We start from the raw sequence: 25,748 nt of genomic DNA, 5'->3' as shown, positions 1-25,748 counted from the left end.
ACATAGTCAAATTCGGGCGGAATTGCTAGCTGTGCCGCTGGCGAACCACCGTCCGACGTCTTCAGGAGCCCCCATGGATCGTTTCTTCACCGTGATTGCCACCCGTGTCGCCTGGCTGGTGGGCAGGCCCTTTGCCTTTTTCGCGGCCACTTTGATCATCGTGATCTGGGGGGTAACCGGGCCGGTATTCGACTATTCGGATACGTGGCAGCTGGTGATCAACACTGGCACCACGATCATCACCTTCCTGATGGTGTTCGTGATCCAGAACAGCCAGAACCGCGATGCGGCGGCGATGCAGGCCAAGCTCGACGAATTGATCCGCGCGCAGCAGGACGCGCGCAATGCCTTTATCGGCATCGAGCATCTCACCGACGTGCAGATCGACGCGCTCCGCGCCGCGCTGGAAGAGGAGGGGCGTGCCAGGGGCGACCATCACAAGGCGGCCCATGCCAGTGTCGAGCGGCTGCTCGAGCGTATCTAGCTGCGTCGTGCACAGCCCAGGGCAGCGGCGTCCATCGCGGTCGCGGCGCCCTTCAGCAGATACAGGTCGCGGATGGTGTTGCCGCGTGCATCCTGGCTGCTCGCGGTCATTTCGCGCGCCGAGCGCATCGCGGCGATAATGCTGGCATCCATCGTCTTGTCGCGCGCCCAGGCATCGCCGCCGCCACCGGTCAGGCGAAAGCGGCGGATGCCGATCGTCAGCGTGACGGCTTGCCCCCTAGCCATCGCACGGCTCAAACGCAGGTGGAACTGGCCGCGCACGCCGCGCTTGGGCCAATAGCCGATGCTGGCGAACGGGCGGTATTGCCGGGTCCCGCGTACCTCATCGGGTTGCGCTATGGCATAACAGCGGGGTACTCGCGGGTCGCGGAAGGCGCCCCACGCCTCGAATACGCCCAGGCTGTCGCGCGCCTCGGCCGCCGGGGCCAGTGCCGCCAGCAGCAGAAGCGCGGCGACGTAACGCTTCACGCATGGCCTCCGCCGGTGCCGGTCACGACGACATGCTCCTGGCCGTTCTCGATCATCACCACCGATCCCTGCGGCAAGCCGGGCGCGATCGGTGCCCCGAATTGCGCGTGCACCGGCAGGCCCAGCAGCACGCCGCGCAGCACCCGGCTGGAAATGCCGTGCATGATAACCAGCCGGTCGCCCGGTTCGTCGGCATGATCGGCCAGCCACCCGATGACGCGCTCGGCAATCTCGGGATAAGTCTCGCCATCGGGGGCGGGCGTGAGCAGCATGTCGGCGCTGACGATCGGGCCGACCTTTTCGACCACCTCGGCATAATAGCGCCCGCCCCAGCAACCCATGCCGATCTCGGCAAGGCGGATGTCGCGCGCGGCATCGTGCCAGTCGAGCCCGAGATGCTCAGTGATCACCGCCAGCGTCTGGAGCGCGCGGCCGGTATCCGATGCCCAGAGCTTCAGATCAGGTCGCTGGCCCAGCACGCCCGCCAGCGCCGCGCCCATCGCATCCGCCTGGGCAAAGCCCGCGCGTGTCAGCGGGGTGTGCAGATGGTCACCCTGCAGTCTTTTGGCGGCGTTGAACACGGTCTCGCCATGGCGCGCGATGAACAGGCGTCCGGGCACCGGCGGGCAGGTGAAGCGGGAATTTTGCGTCATATCGGACCCGTTTCGGCAAAGGGGGGCCAATAGGCAAGTCTATCCCGTCATTTTCCACAGTTTTGGCGCGTTTCCCCGGCTATCGGCTTGCCCCTAAAGCCAATCTTGTTAATGAAGTGGGTCCGGAATCTGCCTGCATGGCGGATATGTCATTTGCTGATGAGGCCGCAGTGCCTCGGGGGATTTTCATGAAAGCGACAATCGAACGCGCGACGCTCCTCAAGAGCCTCAGCCATGTTCAGTCGGTGGTGGAACGGCGCAACACGATCCCCATCCTGTCGAACGTGCTGATCGAGGCGTCGAGCGATGGCGCGCTGCGCTTCATGGCGACCGATCTCGACCTGCAGATCGTCGAGACGATGAGCGCCTATTCGGTCGAGACCCCCGGATCGATCACGGTATCGGCGCACACGCTGTTCGAGATCGCGCGCAAGCTGCCCGATGGCAGCCAGGTGATGCTCGATGCCGCCGACGGCAAGATGCTGGTGCGCGCAGGCCGCAGCCGCTTCACGCTGCCGACGCTGCCGCGCGACGACTTCCCGGTGATTGCCGAGGGCGACCTGCCGACCAGCTTCGAGCTGGCTGCGGCGGAGCTGGTGCAGATCATCGACAAGACGCGTTTCGCGATCTCGACCGAAGAGACGCGCTATTATCTCAACGGTATCTTCCTGCACGTCGCCGATGACGATCGCCCGGTGCTCAAGGCCGCCGCGACCGATGGCCACCGCCTCGCGCGCGTGACGCTAGACCGGCCCGATGGCGCAGAAGGCATGCCCGACGTGATCGTGCCGCGCAAATGCATCGCCGAACTGCGCAAGCTGCTCGACGAGCGGGGCGATTCGCGCGTGCAGGTCGACCTGTCGGCGAGCAAGATCCGTTTCACCCTGGGCAGCGCGATCCTCACCTCGAAGCTGATCGACGGGACGTTCCCCGATTATAGCCGCGTCATCCCGACCGCGAACGACAAGCTGCTCAAGATCGACCCGCGCGCGTTCGAACAGGGCGTCGACCGCGTCGCCACCATCGCCACCGAAAAGACCCGCGCGGTCAAGATGGCGCTGGAAAAGGACAAGATCACGCTTTCGGTCACCAGCCCGGAAAACGGCACCGCGGCCGAAGAGGTCGAGGGCCAGTATGGCAGCGACGGCTTCGAGATCGGCTTCAACGCGCGTTATCTGCTCGACATCCTGAGCGAGATCGATGGCGATGTGGTCGAGCTTCACCTGGCCGACAGCAGCGCCCCGACGCTGATCCGCGAGAACGACAAGGCCACCGCGCTCTACGTGCTGATGCCGATGCGCGTCTGACGCGCGCGTTCCGCTTTCATTAAGCCAGCCTCGTCATTCCCGCGAAAGCGGGAATCCCGCTTCTGCGCCCACGTCCCTCGACTTCGCTCGGGACAAACGGAAGGGGGTGCCAGGATGTTGGCCAGCTCCTGTGGCACGGTTAGGATCCAGAGAACCCCTGACCACCTCCCGCGTTCCCGAGCGAAGTCGAGGGACGTTGCACTACGGCCTGCCATTAGGACGCAGCCCCAAAGCAAAACGCCCTCCCGGTAAGGGGAGGGCGCTTCGTCTGTCTGGCGATGTCCGCCGTGAAAAATCAGCGGTCGCCGATCTTCACATAGGGGCGCTGAGTCGGGCCGGTGTACAGCTGACGCGGGCGGCCGATCTTCTGGCCGGGGTCGGAGATCATCTCGTTCCACTGCGCCACCCAGCCGACGGTGCGCGCCAGAGCGAACAGAGCGGTGAACATGGTGGTCGGGAAGCCGATCGCCGAGAGGATCACGCCCGAATAGAAGTCAACGTTCGGGAACAGCTTCTTCTCGATGAAATAGGGGTCGTTGAGCGCCATTTCCTCGAGCTGCAGCGCGACCTCGAACACCGGATCGCTGACCTTGAGCGCGTCGAACACTTCGCGCACGGTCTTCTGCATGACGGTCGCGCGCGGATCGTAGTTCTTGTAGACGCGGTGGCCGAAGCCCATCAGGCGGAACGGATCGTTCTTGTCCTTGGCGCGCTCGATATAGTGCGGGATCTTGTCGGGCGTGCCGATCTCGCGCAGCATGTTGAGCGCGGCCTCGTTGGCGCCGCCATGCGCCGGACCCCACAGACAGGCGATGCCCGCCGCGATGCACGCGAACGGATTGGCGCCCGAGGAGCCTGCCAGACGCACGGTCGAGGTCGAGGCGTTCTGCTCGTGGTCGGCATGCAGGATGAAGATGCGATCGAGCGCGCGCTCGACCACCGGGTTGACCTCATAGGGCTCGGCAGGAACGCCGAAGGTCATCTTGAGGAAATTGCCGGTATAGGACAGCGAGTTGTCGGGATAGACGAGGGGCTGGCCGACCGAATATTTGTACGCTGCGGCCGCGATCGTCGGCATCTTGGCGATCAGCCGGTGGCTCGAGATGCGGCGGTGATCGGGATCGGCAATGTCGGTCGAGTCGTGATAGAAGGCCGAGAGCGCGCCGACGACGCCGCACATGATCGCCATCGGGTGCGCATCGCGGCGGAAACCGCGATAGAATTGCATCAGTTGCTCGTGCAGCATCGTGTGGCGGGAGATCGTGTAGGTGAAGCTGTCGAGCTCGTCCTTGCTCGGCAGTTCGCCGTTAAGCAGCAGGTACGAGACTTCCATGAAGCTCGAATCCTCGGCCAGTTCGCCGATCGGATAGCCGCGGTGCAGCAGCACGCCCTCGTCGCCATCGATATAGGTCAGCGCGGAATCGCAGCTGGCGGTCGAGGTGAAGCCCGGATCATAGGTGAAGCAGCCGGTTTCGGCATAGAGCTTGCGGATGTCGATGACGTCCGGACCGATCGTGCCGGAGCGGATCGGATAGCCGCTTTCCTTGTCGCCGATCTTCAATGATGCGCTGTCTGACACGGTTCTTCTCCTCCAAACGTAGTGACGGTGCGCGTGGGGCCGTCAGGCAGCCACGTGCGTGATATCGTTGATCCGGGCGAGCGATTCCTCGCGACCCAGCAGTTCGAGCACGTCGAATATACCCGGTGAGCGCGCCTGTCCGGTCAGGGCGGCGCGCAGCGGCTGGGCATAAGTGCCAAGGCCGTGCCCCTGTGCCTCGGCAAATTGGGTAAGCTTTTCCTCCAGCGCGGCAGCCGTCCATGACGGTGCTTCGGCCAGAACCGGTAATACTGTCTGCAAGACCGCGACCCCTGCCTCGTCTAGCAGGGATTTTGCTTTCTCGTCCATGCTTAACGGGCGATTCTTGAAGAGAAACTGCGCTCCTTCGGCGAGTTCGTTGAGGTCGCGCGCGCGCGGCTTCATCACCGGCATGGCGCGGCCCAGCAGATCGATGCCGCCGGCCGGATCGAATTCGGGCATCAATGCCGCCACGCGCGGTGCGACCAGTGCAGCAAGCGCGGTATCGTCCATCTCGCGCAGATACTGTCCGTTGAGGTTGATCAGTTTCTTGGCATCGAAGCGCGAGGGCGACTTTCCGACATTAGCGAGCGAGAACAGCTCGACCGCCTCGGCGCGCGAGATCTTCTCGCGGTCGCCATAGCCCCAGCCCAGACGAAGCAGATAGTTGAACATGGCATCGGAGACGACGCCCATATCGTCGCGATAGGCCTCGACGCCCAATGCGCCATGACGCTTCGAGAGCTTCGCGCCATCATTGCCGTGGATCAGCGGGATATGCGCGTACACGGGCTCGGGCCATCCCATCGCCTGGATCAGCGCGAGCTGGCGGAAGGCGTTGTTGAGATGGTCGTCGCCGCGGATGATGTGGGTTACGCCCATATCGTGATCGTCCACGACCACCGCGAGCATATAGGTGGGGGTGCCATCGGAGCGCAGCAGGACATAATCGTCGAGTTCGCGCGTATCGACGGTGACGTTACCCTGGACCTGATCGGCAATCGTCATCTTGCCCGATTGCGGTGCTTTTAGCCGCACGACGTAGGGGGCGCCCGCCGGTGCTTCACTGGGATCGCGATCGCGCCAGCGGCCGTCATAGCGCATCGGCAGCTTCTTCTCGCGCTGCTCGGCGCGCATCGCTTCCAGCTCCTCCGCAGTGGCGAAGCACTTGTACGCCTTGCCCGCATCGAGCAGCTGGTGCGCAACCTCGGCATGCCGTGCCGCGCGCTCGCTCTGGAAGACCGGTGTGTCGTCCCAATCGAGGCCCAGCCAGTCGAGACCGGCAAAGATCGCGTCGATCGCTTCAGGCGTGGAACGCGCCTTGTCGGTATCCTCGATCCGCAGCAGCGCCTTGCCGCTATGGTGGCGGGCGAACAGCCAGTTGAACATCGCGGTGCGCGCGCCGCCGATATGCAGGAATCCGGTGGGGGAAGGGGCGAACCGGGTTACGACCTGACCGCCGGACGCACCCGCCGGAAGGTCCGATTTTTCGCCGCTTGCACTCACTTACGCTTTCCTTTCAAACTCGCCGATGATGGCAATTTCGAACGCCTCTAGCACGGCTTTCTGGCAGCGACAAATGGCCAGTCTGCGCCGGTTTTCAATGGCCCCGCCTTCCGTCGCGGCCATAGGGCAATGGCTGCTGGCAGAGCGCGATCAGCTGCCGGTATGGATCGTCGTCGCGTTCGGCGCGGGGATTGCCGCCTGGTTTGCGCTGCCCGGCGGCGAATGGCCGGTGGCGGTCATCGCGCTCAGCCTGGCAGGCGCGCTGGCGCCGCTCGCCTGGTGCCGGTCCTTTCGCGCGATGGAACTGGCCGCGCGCTGCCTGTTCGTGGGCCTGCTGATGCTCGCGGCAGGTTGCGCGACCATGGCCTGGCGCGCCGAGCGCGTCGCCGCCGACCCGCTGCCCGCACCCTGGTTCGGTACGCTGACCGGCCGGATCGAGGCGCGCGAAACGATCCCCGCGCGCGATATGGTGCGCCTGATCATCCGGCCCGTTCCTGCGCTGGGCCTGCCAGAGCAGGTTCGAGTCAATCTCGAGCTCAAACACGATGACCCAACGCTGCGGCCCGGCGCGATCATTTCAGGCCGGGCGCGGCTGATGCCGCCCGCGCAGGCGGCGCTGCCCGGCGGTTACAGCTTTGCCCAGCGCGCCTGGTTCGACGGGCTCGGCGCGACCGGCAGCATGCTCGACAAGCCGCAGCTGCTCAAGCGCGGTGAAACGGCCGGGGCGCTCGATTCGCTGCGTGCGCGGCTCTCGGCCCATATCCAGGCCTCGGTGCCCGGAGGGGCAGGCGGCATTGCCGCGACCCTGGCGACGGGCGATCGCGGCGCGATCAGCGAGGAAGATGCCGAGGCGATGCGGTCGAGCGGCCTGGCGCACCTGCTCTCGATCAGCGGGCTGCACGTCACCGCGCTGATCGGCGCGGTGTGGCTGCTGACGCTGCGGCTGCTCGCCTTGTTCCCGTCGCTCGCGCGCGCCTGGCGGCTGCCGCTCGTCGCAGCCGGGGCAGGGGCGCTGGCCGGTATCGGCTATACTTTGCTCACCGGGGCCGAGGTGCCGACGATCCGATCGTGCGCGGCGGCCTTGCTGGTGCTGCTCGCGCTGGCGCTCGGGCGCGATCCGGTCTCGCCCCGGCTGATCGCGGCAGGAGCATTCCTGGTGCTGCTGGTCTGGCCCGAATCGCTGATGGGGCCGAGCTTCCAGCTGAGCTTCGCTGCCGTCACCGCGATCGTCGCGCTGCACGATCATCCCGCGATGCGGCACTGGGCAGCGGCGGACCTAGGCTGGGCCGGGCGAGCGGCGCGCTTCCTGGCGATGACCTTCCTCACCGGGCTGCTGATCGAGTTCACGCTGATGCCGATCGCGCTGCACCATTTCGGCAAGGCGGGGCTCTACGGCGCGCTCGCCAACATGGTGGCGATCCCGCTCACCACCTTCGTCATCATGCCGGTCGAGGCGCTGGCGCTGCTGCTCGATACTGTCGGTCTCGGCGCGCCCTTCTGGTGGCTGTGCGGCATTGCGATCCAGGCACTGATCGATCTGGCGCATTCTGTCGCAAGTGCACCGGGCGCGGTAGCGCTGTTTCCGCGAACCGGTGGGCACGTCTTCGCGCTGTTCGTGCTTGGCGGGCTGTGGCTGTTCCTGTGGCGAACGCGCTGGCGCTGGCTGGGGCTGGTGCCGGTGGCGACCGCCTCCTTGCTCGCCGCGCTCCAGCCTGCGCCCGATCTGCTGGTGACGGGCGACGGGCAGCATGTTGCGGTCAACGCGCCCGGCGGCGGGCTGGTGCTGCTGCGCCGCAGGACCGGCGACTATGCGCTGCAGAGCCTGAGCGAAAGCGCCGCCTTTCAGGGCGAGCCGATCGCGATGGAGGACTGGCCCGGCGCACGCTGCAATGCCGATTTCTGCAGCCTGGTGCTACGCGACCAAAAGGTGCTCATTGGTCGAAGCCGCGAGCGCATTCCCGAACGCGACCTCGCCGCTGCATGCCGCAGGGCCGATATCGTGATCGCGGGCCGCTGGCTGCCGAAGAGCTGCCGTCCGCGCTGGTTCAAGGCGGACCGGGCGTTGCTCGATCGGACCGGGGGGCTTGCCATCTATCTCGGTGGGCGCCGGGTCCGCACCGTTGCTGAAACCCATTCAGGCCATCCCTGGTGGGACCGCGCGATGGCGCTGCGCGAGGTTGCGCGCGAGAAGGCACGCGCCGAGCGGCTCAGCACTCGACCACGTTGACCGCGAGCCCGCCCTGCGAGGTTTCCTTGTAGCGCTCGTTCATGTCGAGCCCGGTGCGGCGCATCGTCTCGATCACCTCGTCCAGGCTGACCCGGTGCGTGCCATCGCCCATCATCGCCAGCCGCGCTGCCTCGATCGCCTTGACCGCACCGACCGCGTTGCGCTCGATGCACGGCACCTGGACGAGGCCGGCGACCGGATCGCAGGTGAGCCCCAGATTGTGCTCCATGCCGATTTCCGCCGCGTTCTCGACCTGCATCGCCGACCCGCCCCAGGCCGCGACCAGCCCGGCCGCCGCCATCGAGCAGGCGACACCGACCTCGCCCTGGCAGCCCACTTCGGCACCCGAGATCGAGGCGTTCTCCTTGAATAGCGATCCGATCGCGGCTGCGGTGAGCAGGAACCGCTCGATACCAGCCTGATCCGCGCCGGGCGCGAAACGGTCGTAGAAACGCAGCACCGACGGAATGATCCCCGCTGCGCCGTTGGTGGGGGCGGTCACGACCTTGCCGCCTGCCGCATTTTCCTCGTTCACCGCCAGCGCCCAGAGGTTGACCCAGTCGATCACGGTCAGCGGATCGGACAGCATCCGCTCCTGCCGCTCCATCAGATGCGCCATGACGAGCGGCGCGCGGCGCCTGACCTTGAGCCCGCCGGGCAGAATGCCGCCGGTGCGGATGCCGCGGTCGATACAGGCCGACATGGCCGACGCGATTTCGGCCAGACCAGCCGACAGCGCCTCCGGGCTGCGCGCGGCCAGCTCGTTGGCGCGCATGATCTCGGCGATCGAGAGCCCCGTCTCCGCTGCAATAGCAAGCAGGTCCGCGCCCGAGCGGAAGACATGCGGCACGTCCCAAAGCCCGCCACCACCGGGCGCATTGCCGCCGGTCTCGCCTTCGTCGATCACCGCGCCACCGCCGACAGAATAATAGGCCCGCCGGTCAAGTTCAGAACCATCCTCAGCAAAAGCGGTGAAGGTCATGGCATTGCTGTGATATTCCAGACGCTCGCGTTGCAGGAAGATCAGGTCTGTCGCTTCGTCGAAGGCGATGCGGTGGTGCCGCGCGAGCAGGATCTCGCCATCCGCCCGGATCGTTTCGATCAGCCGGTCTGCGGCATCGGGATCACAGCTCACCGGCTCCTCGCCAGCCAGTCCGAGCAGGATCGCGCGGTCGCTGGCATGACCCTTGCCAGTAAGCGCCAGCGATCCGTAGAGCCGCGTCTCCACCCGCGCGACCCTGTCCAGCAGCCCTGCATCCTCCAGCCGCGCAACGAAGCGCCCGGCCGCGACCATCGGCCCCATGGTGTGCGAACTCGAAGGGCCGATGCCGATCTTGAACAGATCGAAGACGGAGGCGACCATGGGATATCCTTGTGCGAGAAAGGTTCAGTCGGCAGCGCCCGGCTGTGCGCCGAGCAGGTGCTGCTGCCAGAAGGCGAGCGTGGCCCAGAAGAGGTAATCGGCATTTTCCTTGCGGCGGAAGCCATGCCCTTCGTTACGCGCGAGCAGGTGCCAGGCTGTCCCGCCATGCGAGCGTACCGCATCGATGATCTGATCGGCCTCGCTTGCCGGAACCCGCGGATCGTTGGCGCCGGTCACCACCATCAGCGGGATCTTGAGCTGATCGACCCGGGTCAGCGGGCTGATCTCCTCCAGCTTGGCGCGCAGCTCCGGAATGCGCTCGTCGCCATATTCGATCCGTCTGAGGTCTCGCCTGTATTCCTCTGTATTTTCAAGGAAAGTGACGAAATTGGAGATGGCGACGATGCAGCTGGCGGCATTGAAGCGCCGGCCATAGCGGATCGCGCTGGCATAGCACATATAGCCACCATAGCTGCCGCCGGTGACGCCGAAGCGCTTGGCATCGAGCGTCGGATATTTGCCCAACCGGTCGAGAAAGGCGCCGATGTCCTTGACCGAATTCTCGCGCCGGAACGGGCCGTTGTCGAGCGCCACGAAGCGCTTGCCGAACCCGGTCGAGCCCCGGACATTGGGATAGAAGAGCGCGATGCCGAGCTCGTTGATGAGATAGTTGATCCGGCCGAGAAAACCCGCGGTTGCCTGACCCTCGGGACCGCCATGGATCGACATGATCAGCGGCCGCTTGCCTGGGTGCCGTTTCGGATCAGGCCGGTAAAGCAGACCGGAAATCGGCTCGCCGTCGAAGCTCTTGATCTCGACCAGCTCGGGCAGGACGTTGGTCGCCGGGTCGAGGCCGCCGGTCTCGCTCTCGGTCCAGCGGGTGACCTTGAGCGTCGCTGGGTCGAGGCTATAGGCATCACCCGGCGACTGGTTGGAATAGACGGTGAAACCGAGATCGCCCCAGGGTGCAAACTTCATTCCCGATCCGATCTCGCCCGGGGGGAGCCCCGTCACCTGGCGCTTGGCCCCACTGGCGATGTCGTAAAGATAAAGCCTGGAAAAGCCTGCTTCATTAACGACATAGGCGATGGTCTTGCCATCCTTCGATATATCGAAACTGCTGATGTCCCAACGCCCGCCGTCGATCATCGGGGTGAACAGCCCGGTCTCGGTGTCGAGCAGCCCGAGCCGCTGGACGTCCGAGTCCTTGTCGCTCGAGACCCACAGACGGCCATCGGGAGCGAATTGCAGATTGCCATAGGCGACCGGGGTGGCATCGCGCGTCACCTGCCGGATCGCGCCGGTCTCGACATTGATGATGTGCAACTGGCTGTCAGTCACCGAGATATAGTTGAACACCAGCAGGTCGCGGCCGTTGGGCGCGAAATCGATCGCCGCCCAGCCGCCGCTGTCCGTTGAAAGCGCCATCCGCGCCGACCCGGGCGTACGCGGATCCATGATGTAGATGTCGTTATACACCCCGGTGCGCATGTTGCTGCCATAGGCGACAAGCTTGCCGTCGTCGGAAAACGGTCCCAGCGCGTGGCGGCTCTTACCGTCGGTAAGCAAAGTCAGCCGGCCCGATTCGAGCGCATAGATCTGCGAGACCTCGTTCCCCCCGGCGTCCTTCTCGAGCAGCAGCACCTCGCCATCGGGTGACCAGCTGCCGCTGAAGATCGGCTCTTCCTCGAAGGTGACCTGCCGCCGCGCCGATCCGGGGGCTGCGACGCGGTGCAACTGCGCGACATTGGCGAAGCGCGTGGTGATCAGCATCGACCGGTCGACGGGGTGCCAGCCGACAAAACCGGCGGTGCGGTATTCGAGATAGGGACGGGTATCGGCGACCAGCGATTGCCCGATCGGCGGAACGCCATCGGCGACCATCGCAGCCGGGGGCGGCACTATGGGATCGGCCGGGGCGGCGTCCTCGGCGGCCACAGGGACAGCCAGACCGACCGCCAGCGCGGCCAGCGCCCATGTCCAACTGCGCCGATGCATCCTGCGTCCCTTCATGTCTTGCTGCCCGTCTATGCGGCGCGCGCGCCCTTGGCAACCGCACAGCCAGATGGTCTGCCAAACACCCCTCTAGGCAGTGATGCAGCCAGGCCCTAGAAGCGCGGGCCATGGACCCCAGGCCCGCCCCTCTTTCCCAGCCCTTCGTTCTGCTCGATGATGCCCGTGTCCAGGGGGCCAGCCCGGCGCGGCTGTACCGCGATCCGGTGCGCTGCCTGTCGGCGCACACCGCCGGGGAGCTGGACCAGTTGCTCGACGAGTTGCGCAGCGCGGGGCGGCAAGGGCTGCATGCGGCGGGCTATCTTGCCTACGAGGCCGGCTATGCCCTCGAACCCCGGCTGCGGCCGCTGCTCGAGGCGCTGGGGCCGATGCGGCTCGCGTGGTTCGGATTGTTCGAAGGATATGACGTCATGCCGCCCGAGGCCGTGCCGGACTGGCTCACCCTGCAGAGCGGGGACGCGCAAGCCTCTCTCACCCCGGCGCGCCCCGCAATGGCCGAGCACGACTATGCGGCGCGCTTTGCGCTGGTGCACGAGGCGATCGCACGCGGCGACATATACCAGGCCAATCTCACCTTCCAGAACCATGCTGCGGTCTCGGGCCATCCGCTGGCGCTGTATCGGGCTTTGCGCGCGGGATCGGCGGCGGGCTATGGCGGCGTGGTGTTCGATGGTGCCGACTGGCAATTGAGCCTCTCGCCCGAAATGTTCTTCTCGCTGCGCCAAGGCGAGATGACCGCGCGCCCGATGAAGGGCACGCGCCCGCGCGAGGCAGATCCGGCACGCGATGCCCTGGCGGCGGAGCAGCTGCGCAGCTCGGAAAAGGACCGGGCGGAAAACCTGATGATCGTCGATCTGCTGCGCAACGATCTGGCGCGCGTCGCGGTGCCCGGCAGCGTGCGCGTCACCGACCTGTTCCGCATCGAAAGCTATCCCAGCGTGCACCAGATGACCTCGACCGTCCGCGCGGCGCTCGCGCCGGACCGCGACGTGATCGACATTCTCCGCGCGATCTATCCGTGCGGCTCGATCACCGGGGCGCCCAAGATCCGCGCGATGGAATTGCTGCGCGCAATCGAGGCCGGGCCGCGCGGCATCTATTGCGGATCGATCGGGCGGATCGACCCGCACCGAGGCGGCCAGCCGGGCGACGCCGCGTTCAATGTTGCAATTCGCACCTTGCATCTGGCGCAAGATACGCAAAAGGTCAGCCTGGGGCTGGGATCGGGTGTGGTCGCGGATTCCGGCGCGGCAGACGAGTGGCGCGAATGTCTGGTCAAGGGGGCGTTCTTGAAGGCGGCGACAGGATTGCAGGCAAGGGCGGGGCGGTTCGATCTCATCGAGACCATGGGCTTTGATCCTGCAAGCGGCATCGTCCGGCTGGAACTGCATCTGGAACGGATGAAGGCGAGCGCGGCGGCGCTGGGCTTTTCGTTCGATCGGCACGCCGTGCGCAACGCGCTCAACCATGCCTGCTTCTTTCTGGAGATGCCCACGCGCATCCGGCTGCTGCTCGCCGCGACGGGCGATACCGCAATCGAGATGCGCCCGATGCCCGCACCGCTGGGCGAGCCGCTCAAGGTAGCGTTGCGGCCGATGGCGCTGGCTGCCGACGATCTGCGGCTGGCGCACAAGACGACCGACCGGGATTGCTATGACGCTCCCCGTCGCGAGGCTGCAGCGCAGCAGGGCGCGGACGAGGTGCTGTTCACCGATGCCGGCGGCGCGCTGACCGAGGGGAGCTTTACCAGCCTGTTTGTCGAGCGCGACGGTCGGCTGCTCACCCCCGCGCTGGATCAGGGCTTGCTCCCCGGCGTGCTGCGGCGCGAGCTGATCGAGCAGGGCAGGGCGGTGGAGGCGCGGCTGGTGCCCGGCGACCTGACAAACGGCTTCTGGCTGGGCAATTCGCTGCGCGGGCTGATGCGGGCGCGGCTGATCGATTGACCGCTGGGTCGCCTGATCGACCTCCATCCGACGTTCGCCGAAAAGCTGAACCATCGCCTGTGTCGTGGTTCACAGCGCGTACAGCCGATTCAGGCACATTGCGGGCACCCCAAGCAGAACTATCCGCGGTGCTGCTTGATTCGCCCGTCGGGGGCACCAGATGGTCCTTCCGATGTAACCCGGCAGGCCATTCCCCCGAACCGGGCCTGCGGACACATGACAAGAGACGAACCATGACTACTATCTTCAAGTCGGATCTGTTCCGCAATTTCCTGGGCGGTTTTGCCATCGGCGCGATCGCGATGTTCGTGCTGCTGCCCGAAGACGGCCGTGCCGAAAACGCGCGGCCCGCTATCGAGAGTTCGATCCTGAAATGAACCTGCCTTCGCGTCTTCTCCCCATCCTGGCCGGCATCGGCCTGTTCGGCGCGGCCCTGACCGTGCTGGAGCCCGCTGCCCTGGCAGCGGAAGAGGCGAAGATCATCCCGGCGCCCAAGCTCAAGGCAGCCGAATCGGGCAAGCAGGCGGTCGCGATTTTTGCTGGCGGCTGCTTCTGGGGTGTCGAGGGCGTGTTCAGCCATATCAAGGGCGTGAAGAGCGCCGTGTCCGGTTATCATGGCGACGGCAAGGCCAATGCGACCTATGACGAGGTGTCGAGCGGCAGCACGCGCCATGCCGAGGCGGTGCGCGTGGTCTATGATCCATCGCAGGTCAGCTATGGCCAGCTGCTGCAGGTCTTCTTTTCGGTGGTCGCCGATCCGACCACGCTTAACCGCCAGGGACCCGATAGCGGCACCCAGTATCGCACCGCCGTAGTGCCGGTAGGCAAGTCGCAGGCGCAGGTGGCGCGCGCCTATATTGCAGAGCTCGACAAGTCAGGGGCGTGGAAGCGCAAGATCGTCACGGCGGTCGAGCCGTACAAGGCCTTCTATCCGGCTGAAAACTATCACCAGGACTTCATGTTCAAGAATCCGGCCCACCCTTATATCGTCCGCTGGGATGCGGTGAAGGTGAGCAATCTCAAGCGGACCTTCCCGGCGCTCTATATTGCCAAGCCCGTGCGCGGCTGAGCCCGGTCGGGCCATTGCAACCTGCGGGCGGGATGCGTAGATAAGCGCCATGTCGACCGTCACAGACCATGGCCACAAGCATCACGAGCACGAGGGCGAAGACCTCGCCGTCGCCGCACGGCGCTCGCTGGAAGCAGCGGGCGAGCAGTGGACCGAGATGCGCGAGTCGATCTTTGCCGCCCTGGCCGAGATCGAAAAGCCGGCATCGGCCTATGACATTGCCGATTCCGTCAGCCGCAAGCGCGGCAAGCGGGTGGCGCCCAACTCCGTCTATCGCATTCTCGACCTGTTCGTGCGCACCAATCTGGCGCGCCGGGTGGAGAGCATCAATGCGTATATCGCCAACTCACACCCGGGATGCGTGCACGATTGCATATTCCTGGTGTGCGATTCCTGCGGAAACGCGACGCATATTGATGATGATGGACTGTCGCGCAGCGTACGCAAGACGGCAGAAGCGGCTGGCTATGTCGATATACGCCCGGTCATAGAGGTGCGCGGACGCTGCGCGGCCTGTGACTGAAATTCCGCATTTGCGGAACTGTCCAAAAAAACTTACACTCAAGGCCGTCATCCGGGTCGATCATTCGACAGAGCCCAAAAATGGGTCTAGGATTCGCGGTTGAAAGGGAATTCAATGACCAATCTGCCCGAAACGCCATTGCTGGACACCGTCAAGACCCCGGCAGACCTGCGTCAGCTGAAACCGACCCAGCTGCGCCAGTTGGCGGACGAGCTGCGCCAAGAAGTGATCTCGGCCGTATCGGTGACCGGCGGACATCTGGGTGCGGGCCTCGGCGTGGTCGAACTGACCACCGCGATCCATTATGTGTTCGACACGCCCAACGATCGCCTGATCTGGGATGTCGGCCATCAATGTTATCCGCACAAGATCCTGACCGGTAGGCGCGACCGCATCCGCACGCTGCGCACCGGTGGGGGCCTGTCGGGCTTCACCAAGCGCAGCGAGAGCGAATATGATCCGTTCGGCGCGGCACACAGCTCGACCTCGATCTCGGCGGCATTGGGCTTTGCCACCGCCAATCAGATGAGCGGCGCGCCCGGCAAGGCGATCGCGGTGATCGGCGATGGCGCGATGAGCGCCGGCATGGCCTATGAGGCGATGAACAATGCCGAGCGCGCGGGCAACCGGCTGGTCGTCATCCTCAACGACAATGACATGTCGATCGCGCCGCCGGTCGGCGGGCTTTCGGGCTATCTCGCGCGCATCGTTTCGAGCCGCGAGTTCCTGGGCGTGCGCGAAGCGCTTAAGCGCCTGGCGCGCAAGCTGCCGCGCAGCCTGCATCAGGCCGCGCGCAAGACCGACGAATATGCCCGCGGCATGGCCATGGGCGGCACATTGTTCGAAGAGCTGGGCTTCTATTATGTCGGCCCGATCGACGGGCATAATCTCGACCAGCTGGTGCCGGTGCTCGAGAATATCCGCGATGCCGCGGAAGGGCCGTGCCTGGTCCATGTCGTGACGCAGAAGGGCAAGGGCTATGCCCCGGCCGAAGCGGCGGCGGACAAATACCATGGTGTCGCCAAGTTCGATGTCGTCACCGGCAAGCAGGACAAGGCCGCGGCAGGCCCGCCCGCCTATCAGAACGTGTTCGGCGAAACGCTGGCCAAGCTGGCGGAGACCGACCCCACGATCTGTGCGATCACCGCTGCCATGCCTTCGGGCACCGGGGTCGACAAGTTCGCCCAGGCGCATCCCGACCGCAGCTTCGATGTCGGCATTGCGGAACAGCACGCGGTGACCTTCGCCGCAGGGCTTGCCGCACAGGGCATGCGCCCGTTCTGTGCCATCTATTCCACCTTCCTGCAGCGCGCCTATGACCAGGTGGTGCACGATGTCGCGATCCAGAACCTGCCGGTGCGCTTCGCCATCGACCGCGCCGGCCTGGTCGGCGCCGATGGTTCCACCCATGCCGGATCGTTCGACATTACCTATCTCGCGACGCTGCCCAACATGGTGGTGATGGCCGCCGCCGACGAGGCGGAACTGGTGCACATGACCTATACCGCTGCGTGCCACGACAGCGGTCCGATCGCCTTCCGCTATCCGCGCGGCAATGGCGTCGGCGTCGCGCTGCCGGAGGTTCCCGAGCGGCTCGAGATCGGCAAGGGGCGGATCGTGCGCGAGGGAAAGAAGGTCGCGATCCTCTCGCTCGGTACGCGCCTCGCCGAGGCGCAGAAGGCCGCCGACGTGCTCGACGCCAAGGGGCTTTCGACCACGGTCGCCGATCTGCGCTTTGCCAAGCCGCTCGACGAGGAGATGATCCGCAAGCTGCTCGCCACGCACGAGGTGTGCGTGACGGTGGAAGAGGGCGCGATCGGCGGCCTGGGCGCGCATGTACTGACCATGGCGTCGGACGAAGGTTTGATTGATGCGGGCCTCAAGCTGCGCACGCTTCGCCTGCCGGACGTGTTCCAGGACCAGGACAAGCCCGAAAAGCAATATGCCGAAGCCGGGCTCGATGCCGACGGCATCGTCGAGACCGTGCTCAAGGCGCTGCGCCACAACAGCGCTGGCGTCTCGGTGGTGGGGGATGGCGCGCGGGCCTGATCCCGATCCAATCTCGGCTCCAGATACAAGAAAGCCCGGCGAATCAGAGGATTTGCCGGGCTTTCTTGTAACCTGTCTTCGCGCTTATTGCGGCGGAACGGCAGCCTTGGCGTCCTGACCGTCGCCCTCGGGCGCGGCGACGATGTCGCGGGTGGTGGCACCCTTGTCGGTGGTCTGCGTCTTGGGATCGCCGACCTGCGAACGGATGGCGGCATCGGGCGTGCCGGCGCGGTTCAAGGCTGCGCCCTCGACGCCGCTGCGCGGCTGCGGGCCGCCGAACAGCGCATCGAGCGCCTGCTGGCTGGCCGAAACATTCTGCGGACGTGCAGCGCCCGGAGTCGGCGGGGTCAGCGCGAAATCGGGCGGGATGACCAGCGGTGCCTGGCGCGACACGGCGAACTCGTCGGGACGGTCGCGGTTGAAGATGCCGCCGCTGGAGCCACAGGCCGAAAGCGTCGCTGCAGCGAGGGAAACACCGGCGATCAGGGCATATTTGCGCCCGGAATTAAGCATCTTGATTCTCCGTCTTGGCGGCGTGAGCGTTTCCGCTATGCCCGCCAGCCTGAACCCCCGATGTAGGGCCTTCAGATTTCGCGGCTTTGTCGCCGATTATCAGAACGCGGGCAAGCAATAACAGCACGCCGATGGTGATCGCTGCATCCGCAATGTTGAAGATCATGAACGGCCGGAACGCGCCGAAATGCAGGTCGGCATAATCGACGACATAGCCCAGCCGCGCGCGATCGATGATGTTGCCGAGCGCGCCGCCCAGGATCATACCCAGGGCGAGGATGTCGCCGCGCGCCCGCTCCTTGAACATCCACAGCAGCACGATGGTGGCGATGATGCCGGTCAGCACGACAAGCATCCAGCGCGCGGTTTCGGTTTCGGCGGTGAGGAAGCCCATCGAGACGCCCCGATTTTCCGCCCAGGTCAGGTTGAAAAAGGGCGTGATCTCGATCTGCATCCGGCTGCTCAGCGCGAGCGGGCCTGCAACGATGAACTTGGCGAGCTGGTCGATAACGAGAATGGCAAGCGCCAGGACAACGCCCTCGGTGCGAAAGCGGGTGAGGGTCATGCAGCGCACTCCCGGCCTGCGCCATATCCGTCACCCTGAACTCGTTTCAGGGTCCATCGGGCACCAAGCGCCTTCGCCCTGTCGGCACCCAGATGGTCGATGGATGCTGAAACAAGTTCAGCATGACGGGAAGGGATCGTCAGCGCCATCACGCCAGCATCTCCGAGCAACGACCGCACAGCGCGCCGTCTTCGGTCACCTCGGGAAGGTGACGCCAGCAGCGGCCGCATTTATGGTGGGTGGTGCGGCTTACGGATGCAGGGCCGTTAAAGTCGCTTGCTGGGGGCACCAACGAGACTTCAGCGGCGATGCATATCTCTGCCCAATCGAGCCCATCATACTGACCGTCATAAGCAACATGCATCGGCAGACTTACTACAGCCTCAAGGCTACTTCGGATTTCCTTGTCGCGCCGCTTTGGCTCGATCGCCTCGTTGATCCCGTCGCGAATGACCCTGATAGTCTGCCAGCGCTCCATAAACCGCAGATCTTCAACCAGCTCCGGCAGTTCCGGCCACTCCAGCAAATGCACGCTGCCCGCATCGGGATAGCGCGTGGTCCACACCTCTTCCGCCGTGAACACCAGCACCGGCGCGGCATAACGGACCAGCGCCTCGAACAGCACGTTGAGCACGGTGCGATAAGCGCGGCGCTTCATCGTGCCCTGCGGCGCGGCGGGGCCGATATCGCAATAGAGGCAGTCCTTGCGAATATCGAAGAAGAAGGCCGACAGGTCGTTGTTGGCGAAATCGGCAAGCGTGCGGACGTATGTATTATAGTCGAAATCCTCGACCGCCTGTTTCAGCTTCGCGTCCATGTCGGCAAGCAGATGCAGCACATAGCGTTCCAGCTCGGGCATGTCTTCGACCGCGACCTTCTCGCTGTCCTCGAACCCGGCGAGCGCGCCGAGCAGGTAGCGGAAGGTGTTGCGCAGCTTGCGGTACTGGTCGGACACGCCGGCGAGGATTTCCTTGCCGATGCGGTGGTCCTCGGTGAAATCGACCGAAAGCGCCCAGAGCCGCAGGATGTCCGCGCCCGAATCCTTGATCAGCGTCAGCGGATCGATGGTGTTGCCCAGCGACTTGGACATTTTCATGCCCTTGGCGTCCATGGTGAAGCCATGGGTCAGCACCGCCTTGTACGGCGCATGCGCCCGCGTGCCGCAGCTTTCCATCAGCGAGGACTGGAACCAGCCGCGATGCTGGTCCGACCCTTCGAGATACAGGTCCGCCTTGGGGCCGACATAGCCTTCGGGGCGCAGCAGATCGGGCCATTTGCCGCTTTCCAGCACGAAGGCATGGGTGCAACCGCTGTCGAACCACACGTCCAGAATGTCGGTGACGCGCTCATAGTCCGCCGGGTCGTAATCGGGACCGAGCAGAGCAGGGACGGCGGCCTCGTTCCAGCCATCGACCCCGCTCTCGCGGATCGCCGCGACGATGCGGGCGTTGACCGCGGGGTCGCGCAGATACTGGCCGGTCTTGCGATTGACGAACAGCGTGATCGGCACGCCCCAGGCACGCTGGCGGCTGATCACCCAGTCGGGGCGACCCTCGACCATCGAACGGATGCGGTTCTCGCCCTTGGCGGGCACCCAGCGAGTGTCGGTGATGGCTTGGAGGGCGGTGGAGCGCAGAGTCTTAGCCCTCTCCCCTTCAGGGGGGAGGGTTGGGAGGGGGGACTGCGGAGACGTGAGCGACTGCCCCTCTCCTTCCGCCACTGCGTGGCTCCCTCCTCTCCCCTGAAGGGGAGAGGGCATGATGGGAGCATCCATCGGGATGAACCATTGCGGGGTACAGCGGAAGATCACGCGTGCCTTGGAGCGCCAGCTGTGCGGATAGCTGTGCTGGAACGGCGCGGCAGAGAGCAGCGCGCCAGCTGCGCGCAGATCTTCGCAGATCGGGCCGTCGGGCGCGTTTAACTTGGGGTTGATCACCGACATCCGCCGCTCGTCCGCGCCGCCGAGCCAGGCCCAATCGTCGCGATAGCGCCCGTCGCCCTCGACCGCGAACACCGGCTCCAGCCCATGCGCCTTGCATAGATCGAAATCGTCCTCGCCATGGTCGGGTGCCATATGGACGAGGCCGGTTCCCGCATCGGTGGTGACGAAATCGCCGGGCAGGAAAGGGCGGGGCATGGCGAAGAAGCCGCCAAGTGCGTGCATCGGGTGGCGAGCGGTGGCACCGGCGAGATCGGAGCCTCGGTAGATTTTAACGTTGGTTTCACCACTGGCGGGAGCGTCAGTGCCATTCTCGTTCGCTCCTGTGCGGAGTGACAGGGCATAGCAAAGGTCTTCTGCGACCAAATATCTCCGATCGCCGTAATGAACCAAAACGTATTCGAATTCAGGCCCATACGCGAGCGCCTGGTTCACCGGGATCGTCCAAGGCGTCGTCGTCCAGATCACTGCATAGGCACCGACCAGTTCGGGCGCGTTGGGCGCATCGACGATCTCGAATGCCACATCGATCTGCGTGCTGGTAACATCCGCATACTCGACCTCGGCCTCGGCGAGCGCGGTCTTTTCGACCGGGGACCACATTACCGGCTTGGCACCGCGATAGAGCTGGCCGCTTTCGGCGAACTTCATCAGTTCCTGCACGATGGTCGCTTCGGCGGCGAAGTCCATCGTCAGGTACGGATTGTCCCAATCGCCCAGAATGCCGAGGCGCTTCAATTGCTCGCGCTGGGTATCGACCCAGTGCTGCGCATAGGCGCGGCATTCGGCGCGGAAGGCGACCGGATCGACCTCGTCCTTGTTGAGCTTCTTCTTGCGATACTGCTCCTCGATCTTCCATTCGATCGGAAGGCCATGACAGTCCCAGCCGGGAACATAGGGCGCGTCCTTGCCGAGCAGCGACTGGGTGCGGCAGACCATGTCCTTGAGGATATGGTTCAATGCATGGCCGATATGCATGTCGCCATTCGCATAGGGCGGGCCATCGTGGAGGATGAACTTTTCGCGGCCTTTGCGCGCCTCGCGCAGCATGGCGTATAGGTCCTGCTCCTGCCAGCGCGCCAGAATCGCCGGTTCCTTCTGGGCGAGGCCCGCCTTCATCGGGAAGTCGGTCTGCGGCAGAAAGACGGTGTCTTTAAAGTCGGCGGCGGCGCTTGGCGATTGCTCAGTCATAGTGGCTGGCGCTTACGGCGCGGCGGCGTTTCAGGCAAGCAATTCCCGCGCGCGCACGCAGTCGGCATCGATCTGGCGCTTGAGTTCGTCCCAGCCTTCGAACTTCGCCTCGGGCCGGATGAAATGGCGCAGCGCCACCTCGATCGTCTGGCCGTACAGATCCTCGTCGAAATCGAAGAAATGCGGTTCGAGCAATTCCTTGGGCGGATCGAACTGGGGTCGGATGCCAAGGTTCGCCGCGCCCTTCAGCGCGCGGCCATCGGCGAGATGCCCGGTGACGGCATAGATCCCGTATTTCGGCCGCAAATAGCTGCCCATGTCGAGGTTCGCGGTGGGAAAGCCGAGCAGCCGCCCGTTCTTGTCTCCATGCTGGACCACGCCCTGCACTGCAAAGGGCCGGGTCATCAGCCGCTCGGCCTCGTCGGGGCGACCCTCGATCAGGCATTGCCGGATGCGGCTCGACGAGATCACCTCGCCCTGGGTGGTGACGGGGCCGACCGCCTCGCTGCGCAGCCCGAGCAACGCGCCGAGATCGCGCAGCACCTCTATATTTCCGCCGCGGCCCTTGCCGAAGGTGAAATCCTCGCCCGTCACCACGCCGACCGCGCCGAAGCGCTCGATCAGCAGATCGGCGATGAAACTCTCCGCCCGCGTGCTGGCGAGCGTCTGGTCGAAGGCGAAGACCAGCATCGCGTCCGCGCCCGCCTGCCCGAACAGCCGCTGGCGCTGGTCGAGGCTGGTGAGGCGGAAGGGCGGGGTGTCGGGCCTGAAATAGCGCACCGGGTGCGGATCGAAAGTGGCGATGATCGCGGGGCGGCCTTCGCCCTTGGCCCAGCGGATGGCATGCCCGGCCACGGCCTGGTGACCGGCATGAAAGCCGTCAAAATTGCCCAGCGCGATGATGCCCCCGCGCAACCTGTCTGGCAGCCGATCGCTGCCCTCCACCCTGATCATAGGGGCGCCCTATAGGCCCTTGCCGGGCAGGGGTTCAATGCCCTGTTTGAGGATGCGGAGCGTATTGCCTCCCATCACCGCGCGGATTTCCTCCGGCGTGAAGCCGATATCCATCAGCGCCTGCGTGACCTGCACGATCTGGCTGGTGTCGAACCGCGTGGTCACCGCCCCGTCGAAATCGCTGCCCAGCGCGACATGCTGGATGCCGACCAGATCGCGGACATGGGCAATCGATTTGGCGATCATCTTGGGGTCGGTCGAACAGATCGCGCCGTCCCAGTATCCGATGCCTATGATGCCGCCGGTCGCCGCCACAGCGCGGATTTCGGTGTCGGACAGGTTGCGATTGACGCCGCACACCGCCTGCACCCCGCCATGGCTGGAGACGACCGGACGCCGCGCCATCGCCAGGATTTCCGCGACCGCCTTATGGCTCGAATGCGCGATGTCGACGATGATGCCGCGCGCCTCCATCGCGCGGATCATCTGGCGCCCGAACGGGGTCAGCCCGCCCTTGCGCTCGCCATGCATCGATCCGGCCAGCTCATTGTCGAAGAAATGGACGAGGCCAGCCATTCGCATGCCGACGCCATAGAGCCGGTCGAGATTCTCCGCCTTGCCTTCCAGATTCTGCAGCCCCTCGACCGAATAGAGCGCGCCGGTCACCGGCTTGCCCGCTGCGCGTGCGGCGAGCAGCTTGTCGATATCGGCAGGCTCGCGGATCAGCATCAGCCGACCGCCCGATTCCTTCGCCGCTGCTTCCAGCCGCTGACCATGCCACATCGAGCGTTCGTGCACCGAGAACCAGGTCCGCACCGGCTGCAGCTGCGCCATCGCAAGCAACGTGATATTGTCGGTATCGGCCGAGTTGCTGTCGTAGTTCTGGCCCTTGGGCGTCTTCGAGACCGACGAGAAGACCTGCAGCGCGACATTGCCTGCCTCGAGCCGGGGCAGGTCGATCTGGCCACGGCTCGCCTTGTCGAGCAGGTCGCGCTTCCACAGCAAGGTATCGCCGTGCAGATCGGCAATCTGCAGCGTCTCGTGCAGCGCCTTCGCGTCGGCGCGGACCGCCGGCAGCGGCTCGTCGGTGACGATATTGGTCTGCTTCTCGAACAGCCCGGGCAGCACGGTGACGGCGAAGATCAGCCCTGCAACAACGAGCAGGACCAGCCCCAGCAGAATCTTGCGGATCACCGCCGCACCAAAGTCACGAAGCTGAAGGCAGGCCGGTCGCGATGCTCGGAATCGGCGGGGTGATCGGTGCGCGCGCTTTCCTGCCAGACGTCCGGATCGAAGGGGGGCATATGCGTGTCGCCGGGCACGTCGGCATACACTTCGGTCAGCTCGATCCGATCGGCATGCGGCAGGAACAGGGTGAAGATTTCCGCGCCGCCGATCACCGCGACATGCGGCGCATTAGCCGCTGCAATGGCTTCGTCCATGCTGTGCACGACCTCCGCGCCATCCTCCGCCCAGTCCTCATCGCGGGTGAGCACGATATGGCGCCTGCCGGGCAGCAGACCGGGCAGGCTGTCGAAGGTCTTGCGGCCCATGATCATCGGCCGCCCCTGAGTCAGCGCCTTGAAATGGCGCAGGTCCATCGGCAGGTGCCAGGGCAGGGTGCCGTTCGCACCGATGACCCCGTTGCGCGCGCGGGCGAGGACGAGGAATATCTCGGGATGGTTCATGATGCCGCCCCTGAAGCTTCCAGCGTGATGCGTGTGACATGCCCCATCTTGCGACCGGGAAGCGCGCGGTGCTTGCCATAGAGGTGCAGATGGTTGGCGGGATCGGCGAGCAGCTCCGGCCATTGATGCGCTGCCTCGCCGATCAGGTTGCGCATCTGGGCCCCGTGACAGGCAAGCGCGGTCTCGCCCAGCGGCAGGCCGCAGATCGCGCGGATATGGTTCTCGAACTGGCTGGTGAACGCGCCTTCGATCGTCCAGTGCCCGCTATTGTGCACGCGCGGGGCCATTTCGTTGAACACCGGACCATCCCTGGTCGCGAAGAATTCCAGCGTCAGCACGCCGACATAATCGAGCTTTTCCGCAACCTTCGCGGCAAGTGCGCGCGCAGCGGGCACTTGCGCCTCGATCGCGGCGCTCGCAGGAACGCTCGAAAGGTCCAGAATCCCTGCAAGATGCACATTTTCGGCGCTGTCCCAGAAGCGGACCTCGCCCTGGGGCGAGCGCGCCAGGATGACCGAGAATTCCGCATCGAAGGTAACGAAGCCCTCGATGATGGCCGGAACGCCGCCGGCCTCAAACCAGCGGGCGACCGGGTCGTCTCCGGGCATCACCCGCGCCTGGCCCTTGCCGTCATAGCCCATGCGGTTCGACTTGATGATGGCAGGCGTGCCCGCAACCTGCATAGCGGCGGCGACCTCCGCCTCGGTTTGGGCAAAGCCGAACGGCGCGGTGCGTCCGCCAAGTTCGGCGACGAAGCGCTTCTCGTCGATCCGGCTCTGCGCGACTTCGAGCGCGCGCGGCGAGGGGCGCAGGGGGACAAGGCCCGCGATTCCATCGAGCGGCGCGACCGGCACATTCTCCCATTCGTAGGTCACGACATCGCAAGCCTTGGCGAAGGCGGCGAGGGCTTCGCTGTCCGAATAGTGGGCGCAGGTCGTCTCGGCCGAGACTTCGCCCGCGGGGCTGGTCGCCTCGGGGGCGAAAACATGACAGCGATAGCCGAGCTGCGCGGCGGCAAGGCTGAGCATCCGCCCGAGCTGCCCTCCGCCCATGATGCCGATGGTGCTGCCGGGAGGGATGATCGCGCTCATGCCGGACGTTCGCCCACCGAATCGCTCTGCGCCGCACGCCAGGCATCGAGCCTTTCGGCCAGCGCAGGATCATGGAGTGCCAGGATGGAGGCGGCCAGCAGACCGGCGTTCTTCGCGCCCGCAGGGCCGATAGCCAGCGTGCCGACCGGAATGCCGCCAGGCATCTGGACGATCGACAACAGGCTGTCCATGCCGTTCAGCGCCTTGCTCTGCACCGGCACGCCGAGCACCGGGAGCCGCGTCATGCTGGCCACCATGCCGGGCAGGTGCGCCGCGCCGCCTGCTCCCGCGATGATGACCTGAAAGCCCGAATCGACCGCCGTCTTGGCGAAGTTCACCAGCCGGTCGGGGGTGCGATGGGCCGAGACGATGCGGCAATCATGCGCGACGCCGAGCTCGTCGAGCACCGCTGCGGCGCCCGACATGGTGTCCCAGTCCGACTGGCTGCCCATGATGATGGCGACGCGGGTCGCTCCGGCGGTCTGGCGGTCGGGCGTTTCAAGTGGCTCGGCCACGCATGTCTCTCCGCGTAATTGCTGGTCTGGCCAGGGTCTTAAAGGCAAAGCCTGAGACCCGCAATCACCCTGCACGCGAAAAGCATCGAGC

The 25,748-nt window shown here is 65.3% G+C and carries 22 protein-coding genes; 8 read left to right on the top strand and 14 right to left on the bottom strand.

The genetic code is table 11. The features are described 5' to 3' along the window. The first annotated feature begins 73 nt into the window (after positions 1-73). Positions 74-484, top strand: coding sequence for a low affinity iron permease family protein (locus tag OPU69_RS09895; RefSeq protein WP_060977098.1), 411 nt, complete (start codon positions 74-76; stop codon positions 482-484). Here OPU69_RS09895 and OPU69_RS09890 read toward each other — a convergent pair. Then, on the bottom strand, positions 481-972 hold the full coding sequence (locus tag OPU69_RS09890) for a hypothetical protein (RefSeq protein ID WP_498510718.1): 492 nt from the start codon (positions 970-972) through the stop codon (positions 481-483). The genes OPU69_RS09895 and OPU69_RS09890 overlap by 4 nt on opposite strands. Further along, positions 969-1,625, bottom strand: a complete 657-nt coding sequence (locus OPU69_RS09885) for a histidine phosphatase family protein (RefSeq protein WP_498510716.1) — start codon at positions 1,623-1,625, stop codon at positions 969-971. The genes OPU69_RS09890 and OPU69_RS09885 overlap by 4 nt, the downstream gene beginning before the upstream one ends. Positions 1,626-1,813: 188 nt before the next feature. On the opposite strand from OPU69_RS09885, the gene dnaN reads away from it, so the two are divergent. Next, positions 1,814-2,932 carry a DNA polymerase III subunit beta gene (dnaN, locus tag OPU69_RS09880; protein ID WP_498510714.1) on the top strand — a complete coding sequence of 373 codons (1,119 nt, stop codon included), beginning with the start codon at positions 1,814-1,816 and terminating at the stop codon, positions 2,930-2,932. A gap of 295 nt (positions 2,933-3,227) precedes the next feature. Here dnaN and OPU69_RS09875 read toward each other — a convergent pair whose 3' ends face one another. Further along, positions 3,228-4,511 carry a citrate synthase gene (locus tag OPU69_RS09875; protein ID WP_498510712.1) on the bottom strand — a complete coding sequence of 428 codons (1,284 nt, stop codon included), beginning with the start codon at positions 4,509-4,511 and terminating at the stop codon, positions 3,228-3,230. Between the two features lie 42 nt (positions 4,512-4,553). Then, positions 4,554-6,014, bottom strand: coding sequence for a glutamate--tRNA ligase (gltX, locus tag OPU69_RS09870; protein ID WP_498510710.1), 1,461 nt, complete (start codon positions 6,012-6,014; stop codon positions 4,554-4,556). Positions 6,015-6,111: 97 nt separating this feature from the next. Here gltX and OPU69_RS09865 point away from each other — a divergent pair, with 97 nt between their 5' ends. Next, the gene (locus tag OPU69_RS09865) at positions 6,112-8,241 is read left to right on the top strand and encodes a ComEC/Rec2 family competence protein (protein ID WP_498510708.1); all 2,130 of its coding nucleotides are present in this window, start codon (positions 6,112-6,114) and stop codon (positions 8,239-8,241) included. On the opposite strand, the gene OPU69_RS09860 is transcribed toward OPU69_RS09865, so the two are convergent. Both OPU69_RS09860 and OPU69_RS09855 read right to left on the bottom strand, forming a co-directional pair. Further along, a complete protein-coding gene (locus OPU69_RS09860; protein WP_498510706.1) occupies positions 8,222-9,604 on the bottom strand; it encodes an L-serine ammonia-lyase in 1,383 nt (460 codons plus the stop codon). The two genes, OPU69_RS09865 and OPU69_RS09860, sit on opposite strands and share 20 nt — an antisense overlap. 24 nt (positions 9,605-9,628) lie before the next feature. Next, positions 9,629-11,602, bottom strand: a complete 1,974-nt coding sequence (locus tag OPU69_RS09855; RefSeq protein ID WP_498510704.1) for a S9 family peptidase — start codon at positions 11,600-11,602, stop codon at positions 9,629-9,631. A 125-nt stretch (positions 11,603-11,727) separates the two neighbouring features. Here OPU69_RS09855 and pabB point away from each other — a divergent pair, with 125 nt between their 5' ends. The 5 genes from pabB to dxs all read left to right on the top strand — a co-directional run bounded on the left by pabB (position 11,728) and on the right by dxs (position 17,201). Continuing rightward, positions 11,728-13,560, top strand: a complete 1,833-nt coding sequence (gene pabB / locus OPU69_RS09850; RefSeq protein WP_498510702.1) for an aminodeoxychorismate synthase component I — start codon at positions 11,728-11,730, stop codon at positions 13,558-13,560. Positions 13,561-13,793: 233 nt separating this feature from the next. After that, entirely contained in the window at positions 13,794-13,937 is a 144-nt protein-coding gene (locus tag OPU69_RS09845; protein ID WP_167348181.1) for a hypothetical protein, read from the top strand. Then, complete coding sequence (gene msrA / locus OPU69_RS09840) at positions 13,934-14,629, top strand: peptide-methionine (S)-S-oxide reductase MsrA (RefSeq protein WP_498510700.1); 696 nt, start codon at positions 13,934-13,936, stop codon at positions 14,627-14,629. The genes OPU69_RS09845 and msrA overlap by 4 nt, the downstream gene beginning before the upstream one ends. 49 nt (positions 14,630-14,678) lie before the next feature. Further along, the gene (locus OPU69_RS09835) at positions 14,679-15,152 is read left to right on the top strand and encodes a Fur family transcriptional regulator (RefSeq protein ID WP_066044110.1); all 474 of its coding nucleotides are present in this window, start codon (positions 14,679-14,681) and stop codon (positions 15,150-15,152) included. 114 nt (positions 15,153-15,266) lie between these two features. Beyond that, positions 15,267-17,201 (top strand): 1-deoxy-D-xylulose-5-phosphate synthase, encoded by a 1,935-nt coding sequence (gene dxs, locus OPU69_RS09830; protein ID WP_181268028.1) that lies wholly within the window; start codon positions 15,267-15,269, stop codon positions 17,199-17,201. Between the two features lie 84 nt (positions 17,202-17,285). On the opposite strand, the gene OPU69_RS09825 is transcribed toward dxs, so the two are convergent. From OPU69_RS09825 to purE, 8 genes are all read right to left on the bottom strand, one after another. After that, the gene (locus OPU69_RS09825; RefSeq protein ID WP_498510697.1) at positions 17,286-17,714 is read right to left on the bottom strand and encodes a DUF3035 domain-containing protein; all 429 of its coding nucleotides are present in this window, start codon (positions 17,712-17,714) and stop codon (positions 17,286-17,288) included. Further along, the gene (gene lspA / locus OPU69_RS09820) at positions 17,707-18,279 is read right to left on the bottom strand and encodes a signal peptidase II (RefSeq protein ID WP_498510695.1); all 573 of its coding nucleotides are present in this window, start codon (positions 18,277-18,279) and stop codon (positions 17,707-17,709) included. The genes OPU69_RS09825 and lspA overlap by 8 nt, the downstream gene beginning before the upstream one ends. Before the next feature lie 148 nt (positions 18,280-18,427). Next, positions 18,428-21,409 carry an isoleucine--tRNA ligase gene (ileS, locus tag OPU69_RS09815; RefSeq protein WP_498510693.1) on the bottom strand — a complete coding sequence of 994 codons (2,982 nt, stop codon included), beginning with the start codon at positions 21,407-21,409 and terminating at the stop codon, positions 18,428-18,430. Between the two features lie 30 nt (positions 21,410-21,439). Further along, entirely contained in the window at positions 21,440-22,363 is a 924-nt protein-coding gene (locus tag OPU69_RS09810) for a bifunctional riboflavin kinase/FAD synthetase (protein ID WP_498510691.1), read from the bottom strand. Positions 22,364-22,372: 9 nt separating this feature from the next. Next, positions 22,373-23,557, bottom strand: a complete 1,185-nt coding sequence (locus OPU69_RS09805) for a dipeptidase (protein ID WP_498510689.1) — start codon at positions 23,555-23,557, stop codon at positions 22,373-22,375. After that, on the bottom strand, positions 23,554-24,051 hold the full coding sequence (locus OPU69_RS09800) for a dihydrofolate reductase (protein ID WP_498510687.1): 498 nt from the start codon (positions 24,049-24,051) through the stop codon (positions 23,554-23,556). Before OPU69_RS09800 ends, OPU69_RS09805 begins: the two co-directional genes overlap by 4 nt. Then, positions 24,048-25,142, bottom strand: coding sequence for a 5-(carboxyamino)imidazole ribonucleotide synthase (locus tag OPU69_RS09795; protein ID WP_498510685.1), 1,095 nt, complete (start codon positions 25,140-25,142; stop codon positions 24,048-24,050). The genes OPU69_RS09800 and OPU69_RS09795 overlap by 4 nt, the downstream gene beginning before the upstream one ends. After that, positions 25,139-25,657: a 5-(carboxyamino)imidazole ribonucleotide mutase gene (gene purE, locus OPU69_RS09790; RefSeq protein ID WP_269454091.1), complete on the bottom strand. Its 519-nt coding sequence runs from the start codon at positions 25,655-25,657 to the stop codon at positions 25,139-25,141. The genes OPU69_RS09795 and purE overlap by 4 nt, the downstream gene beginning before the upstream one ends. Positions 25,658-25,748 lie beyond the last annotated feature (91 nt).

The organism is Blastomonas sp. 34TW (genome assembly GCF_059803595.1).
Note: the sequence above shows the minus strand (reverse complement) of the source record. Positions and strands in the feature narration are given on the sequence as shown.

Excerpts from the sequence above, each read along its gene's own strand:
- OPU69_RS09825 (WP_498510697.1), bottom strand. The coding sequence starts at position 17,714 with ATGCTTAATTCCGGGCGCAAATATGCCCTGATCGCCGGTGTTTCCCTC.
- OPU69_RS09860 (WP_498510706.1), bottom strand. The coding sequence starts at position 9,604 with ATGGTCGCCTCCGTCTTCGATCTGTTCAAGATCGGCATCGGCCCTTCG.
- OPU69_RS09865 (WP_498510708.1), top strand. The coding sequence starts at position 6,112 with ATGGCCCCGCCTTCCGTCGCGGCCATAGGGCAATGGCTGCTGGCAGAG.
- OPU69_RS09835 (WP_066044110.1), top strand. The coding sequence starts at position 14,679 with ATGTCGACCGTCACAGACCATGGCCACAAGCATCACGAGCACGAGGGC.
- OPU69_RS09845 (WP_167348181.1), top strand. The coding sequence starts at position 13,794 with ATGACTACTATCTTCAAGTCGGATCTGTTCCGCAATTTCCTGGGCGGT.
- lspA (WP_498510695.1), bottom strand. The coding sequence starts at position 18,279 with ATGACCCTCACCCGCTTTCGCACCGAGGGCGTTGTCCTGGCGCTTGCC.
- ileS (WP_498510693.1), bottom strand. The coding sequence starts at position 21,409 with ATGACTGAGCAATCGCCAAGCGCCGCCGCCGACTTTAAAGACACCGTC.
- OPU69_RS09895 (WP_060977098.1), top strand. The coding sequence starts at position 74 with ATGGATCGTTTCTTCACCGTGATTGCCACCCGTGTCGCCTGGCTGGTG.
- dxs (WP_181268028.1), top strand. The coding sequence starts at position 15,267 with ATGACCAATCTGCCCGAAACGCCATTGCTGGACACCGTCAAGACCCCG.
- dnaN (WP_498510714.1), top strand. The coding sequence starts at position 1,814 with ATGAAAGCGACAATCGAACGCGCGACGCTCCTCAAGAGCCTCAGCCAT.
- OPU69_RS09795 (WP_498510685.1), bottom strand. The coding sequence starts at position 25,142 with ATGAGCGCGATCATCCCTCCCGGCAGCACCATCGGCATCATGGGCGGA.
- pabB (WP_498510702.1), top strand. The coding sequence starts at position 11,728 with ATGGACCCCAGGCCCGCCCCTCTTTCCCAGCCCTTCGTTCTGCTCGAT.
- OPU69_RS09810 (WP_498510691.1), bottom strand. The coding sequence starts at position 22,363 with ATGATCAGGGTGGAGGGCAGCGATCGGCTGCCAGACAGGTTGCGCGGG.
- OPU69_RS09800 (WP_498510687.1), bottom strand. The coding sequence starts at position 24,051 with ATGAACCATCCCGAGATATTCCTCGTCCTCGCCCGCGCGCGCAACGGG.
- OPU69_RS09885 (WP_498510716.1), bottom strand. The coding sequence starts at position 1,625 with ATGACGCAAAATTCCCGCTTCACCTGCCCGCCGGTGCCCGGACGCCTG.
- msrA (WP_498510700.1), top strand. The coding sequence starts at position 13,934 with ATGAACCTGCCTTCGCGTCTTCTCCCCATCCTGGCCGGCATCGGCCTG.
- OPU69_RS09855 (WP_498510704.1), bottom strand. The coding sequence starts at position 11,602 with ATGCATCGGCGCAGTTGGACATGGGCGCTGGCCGCGCTGGCGGTCGGT.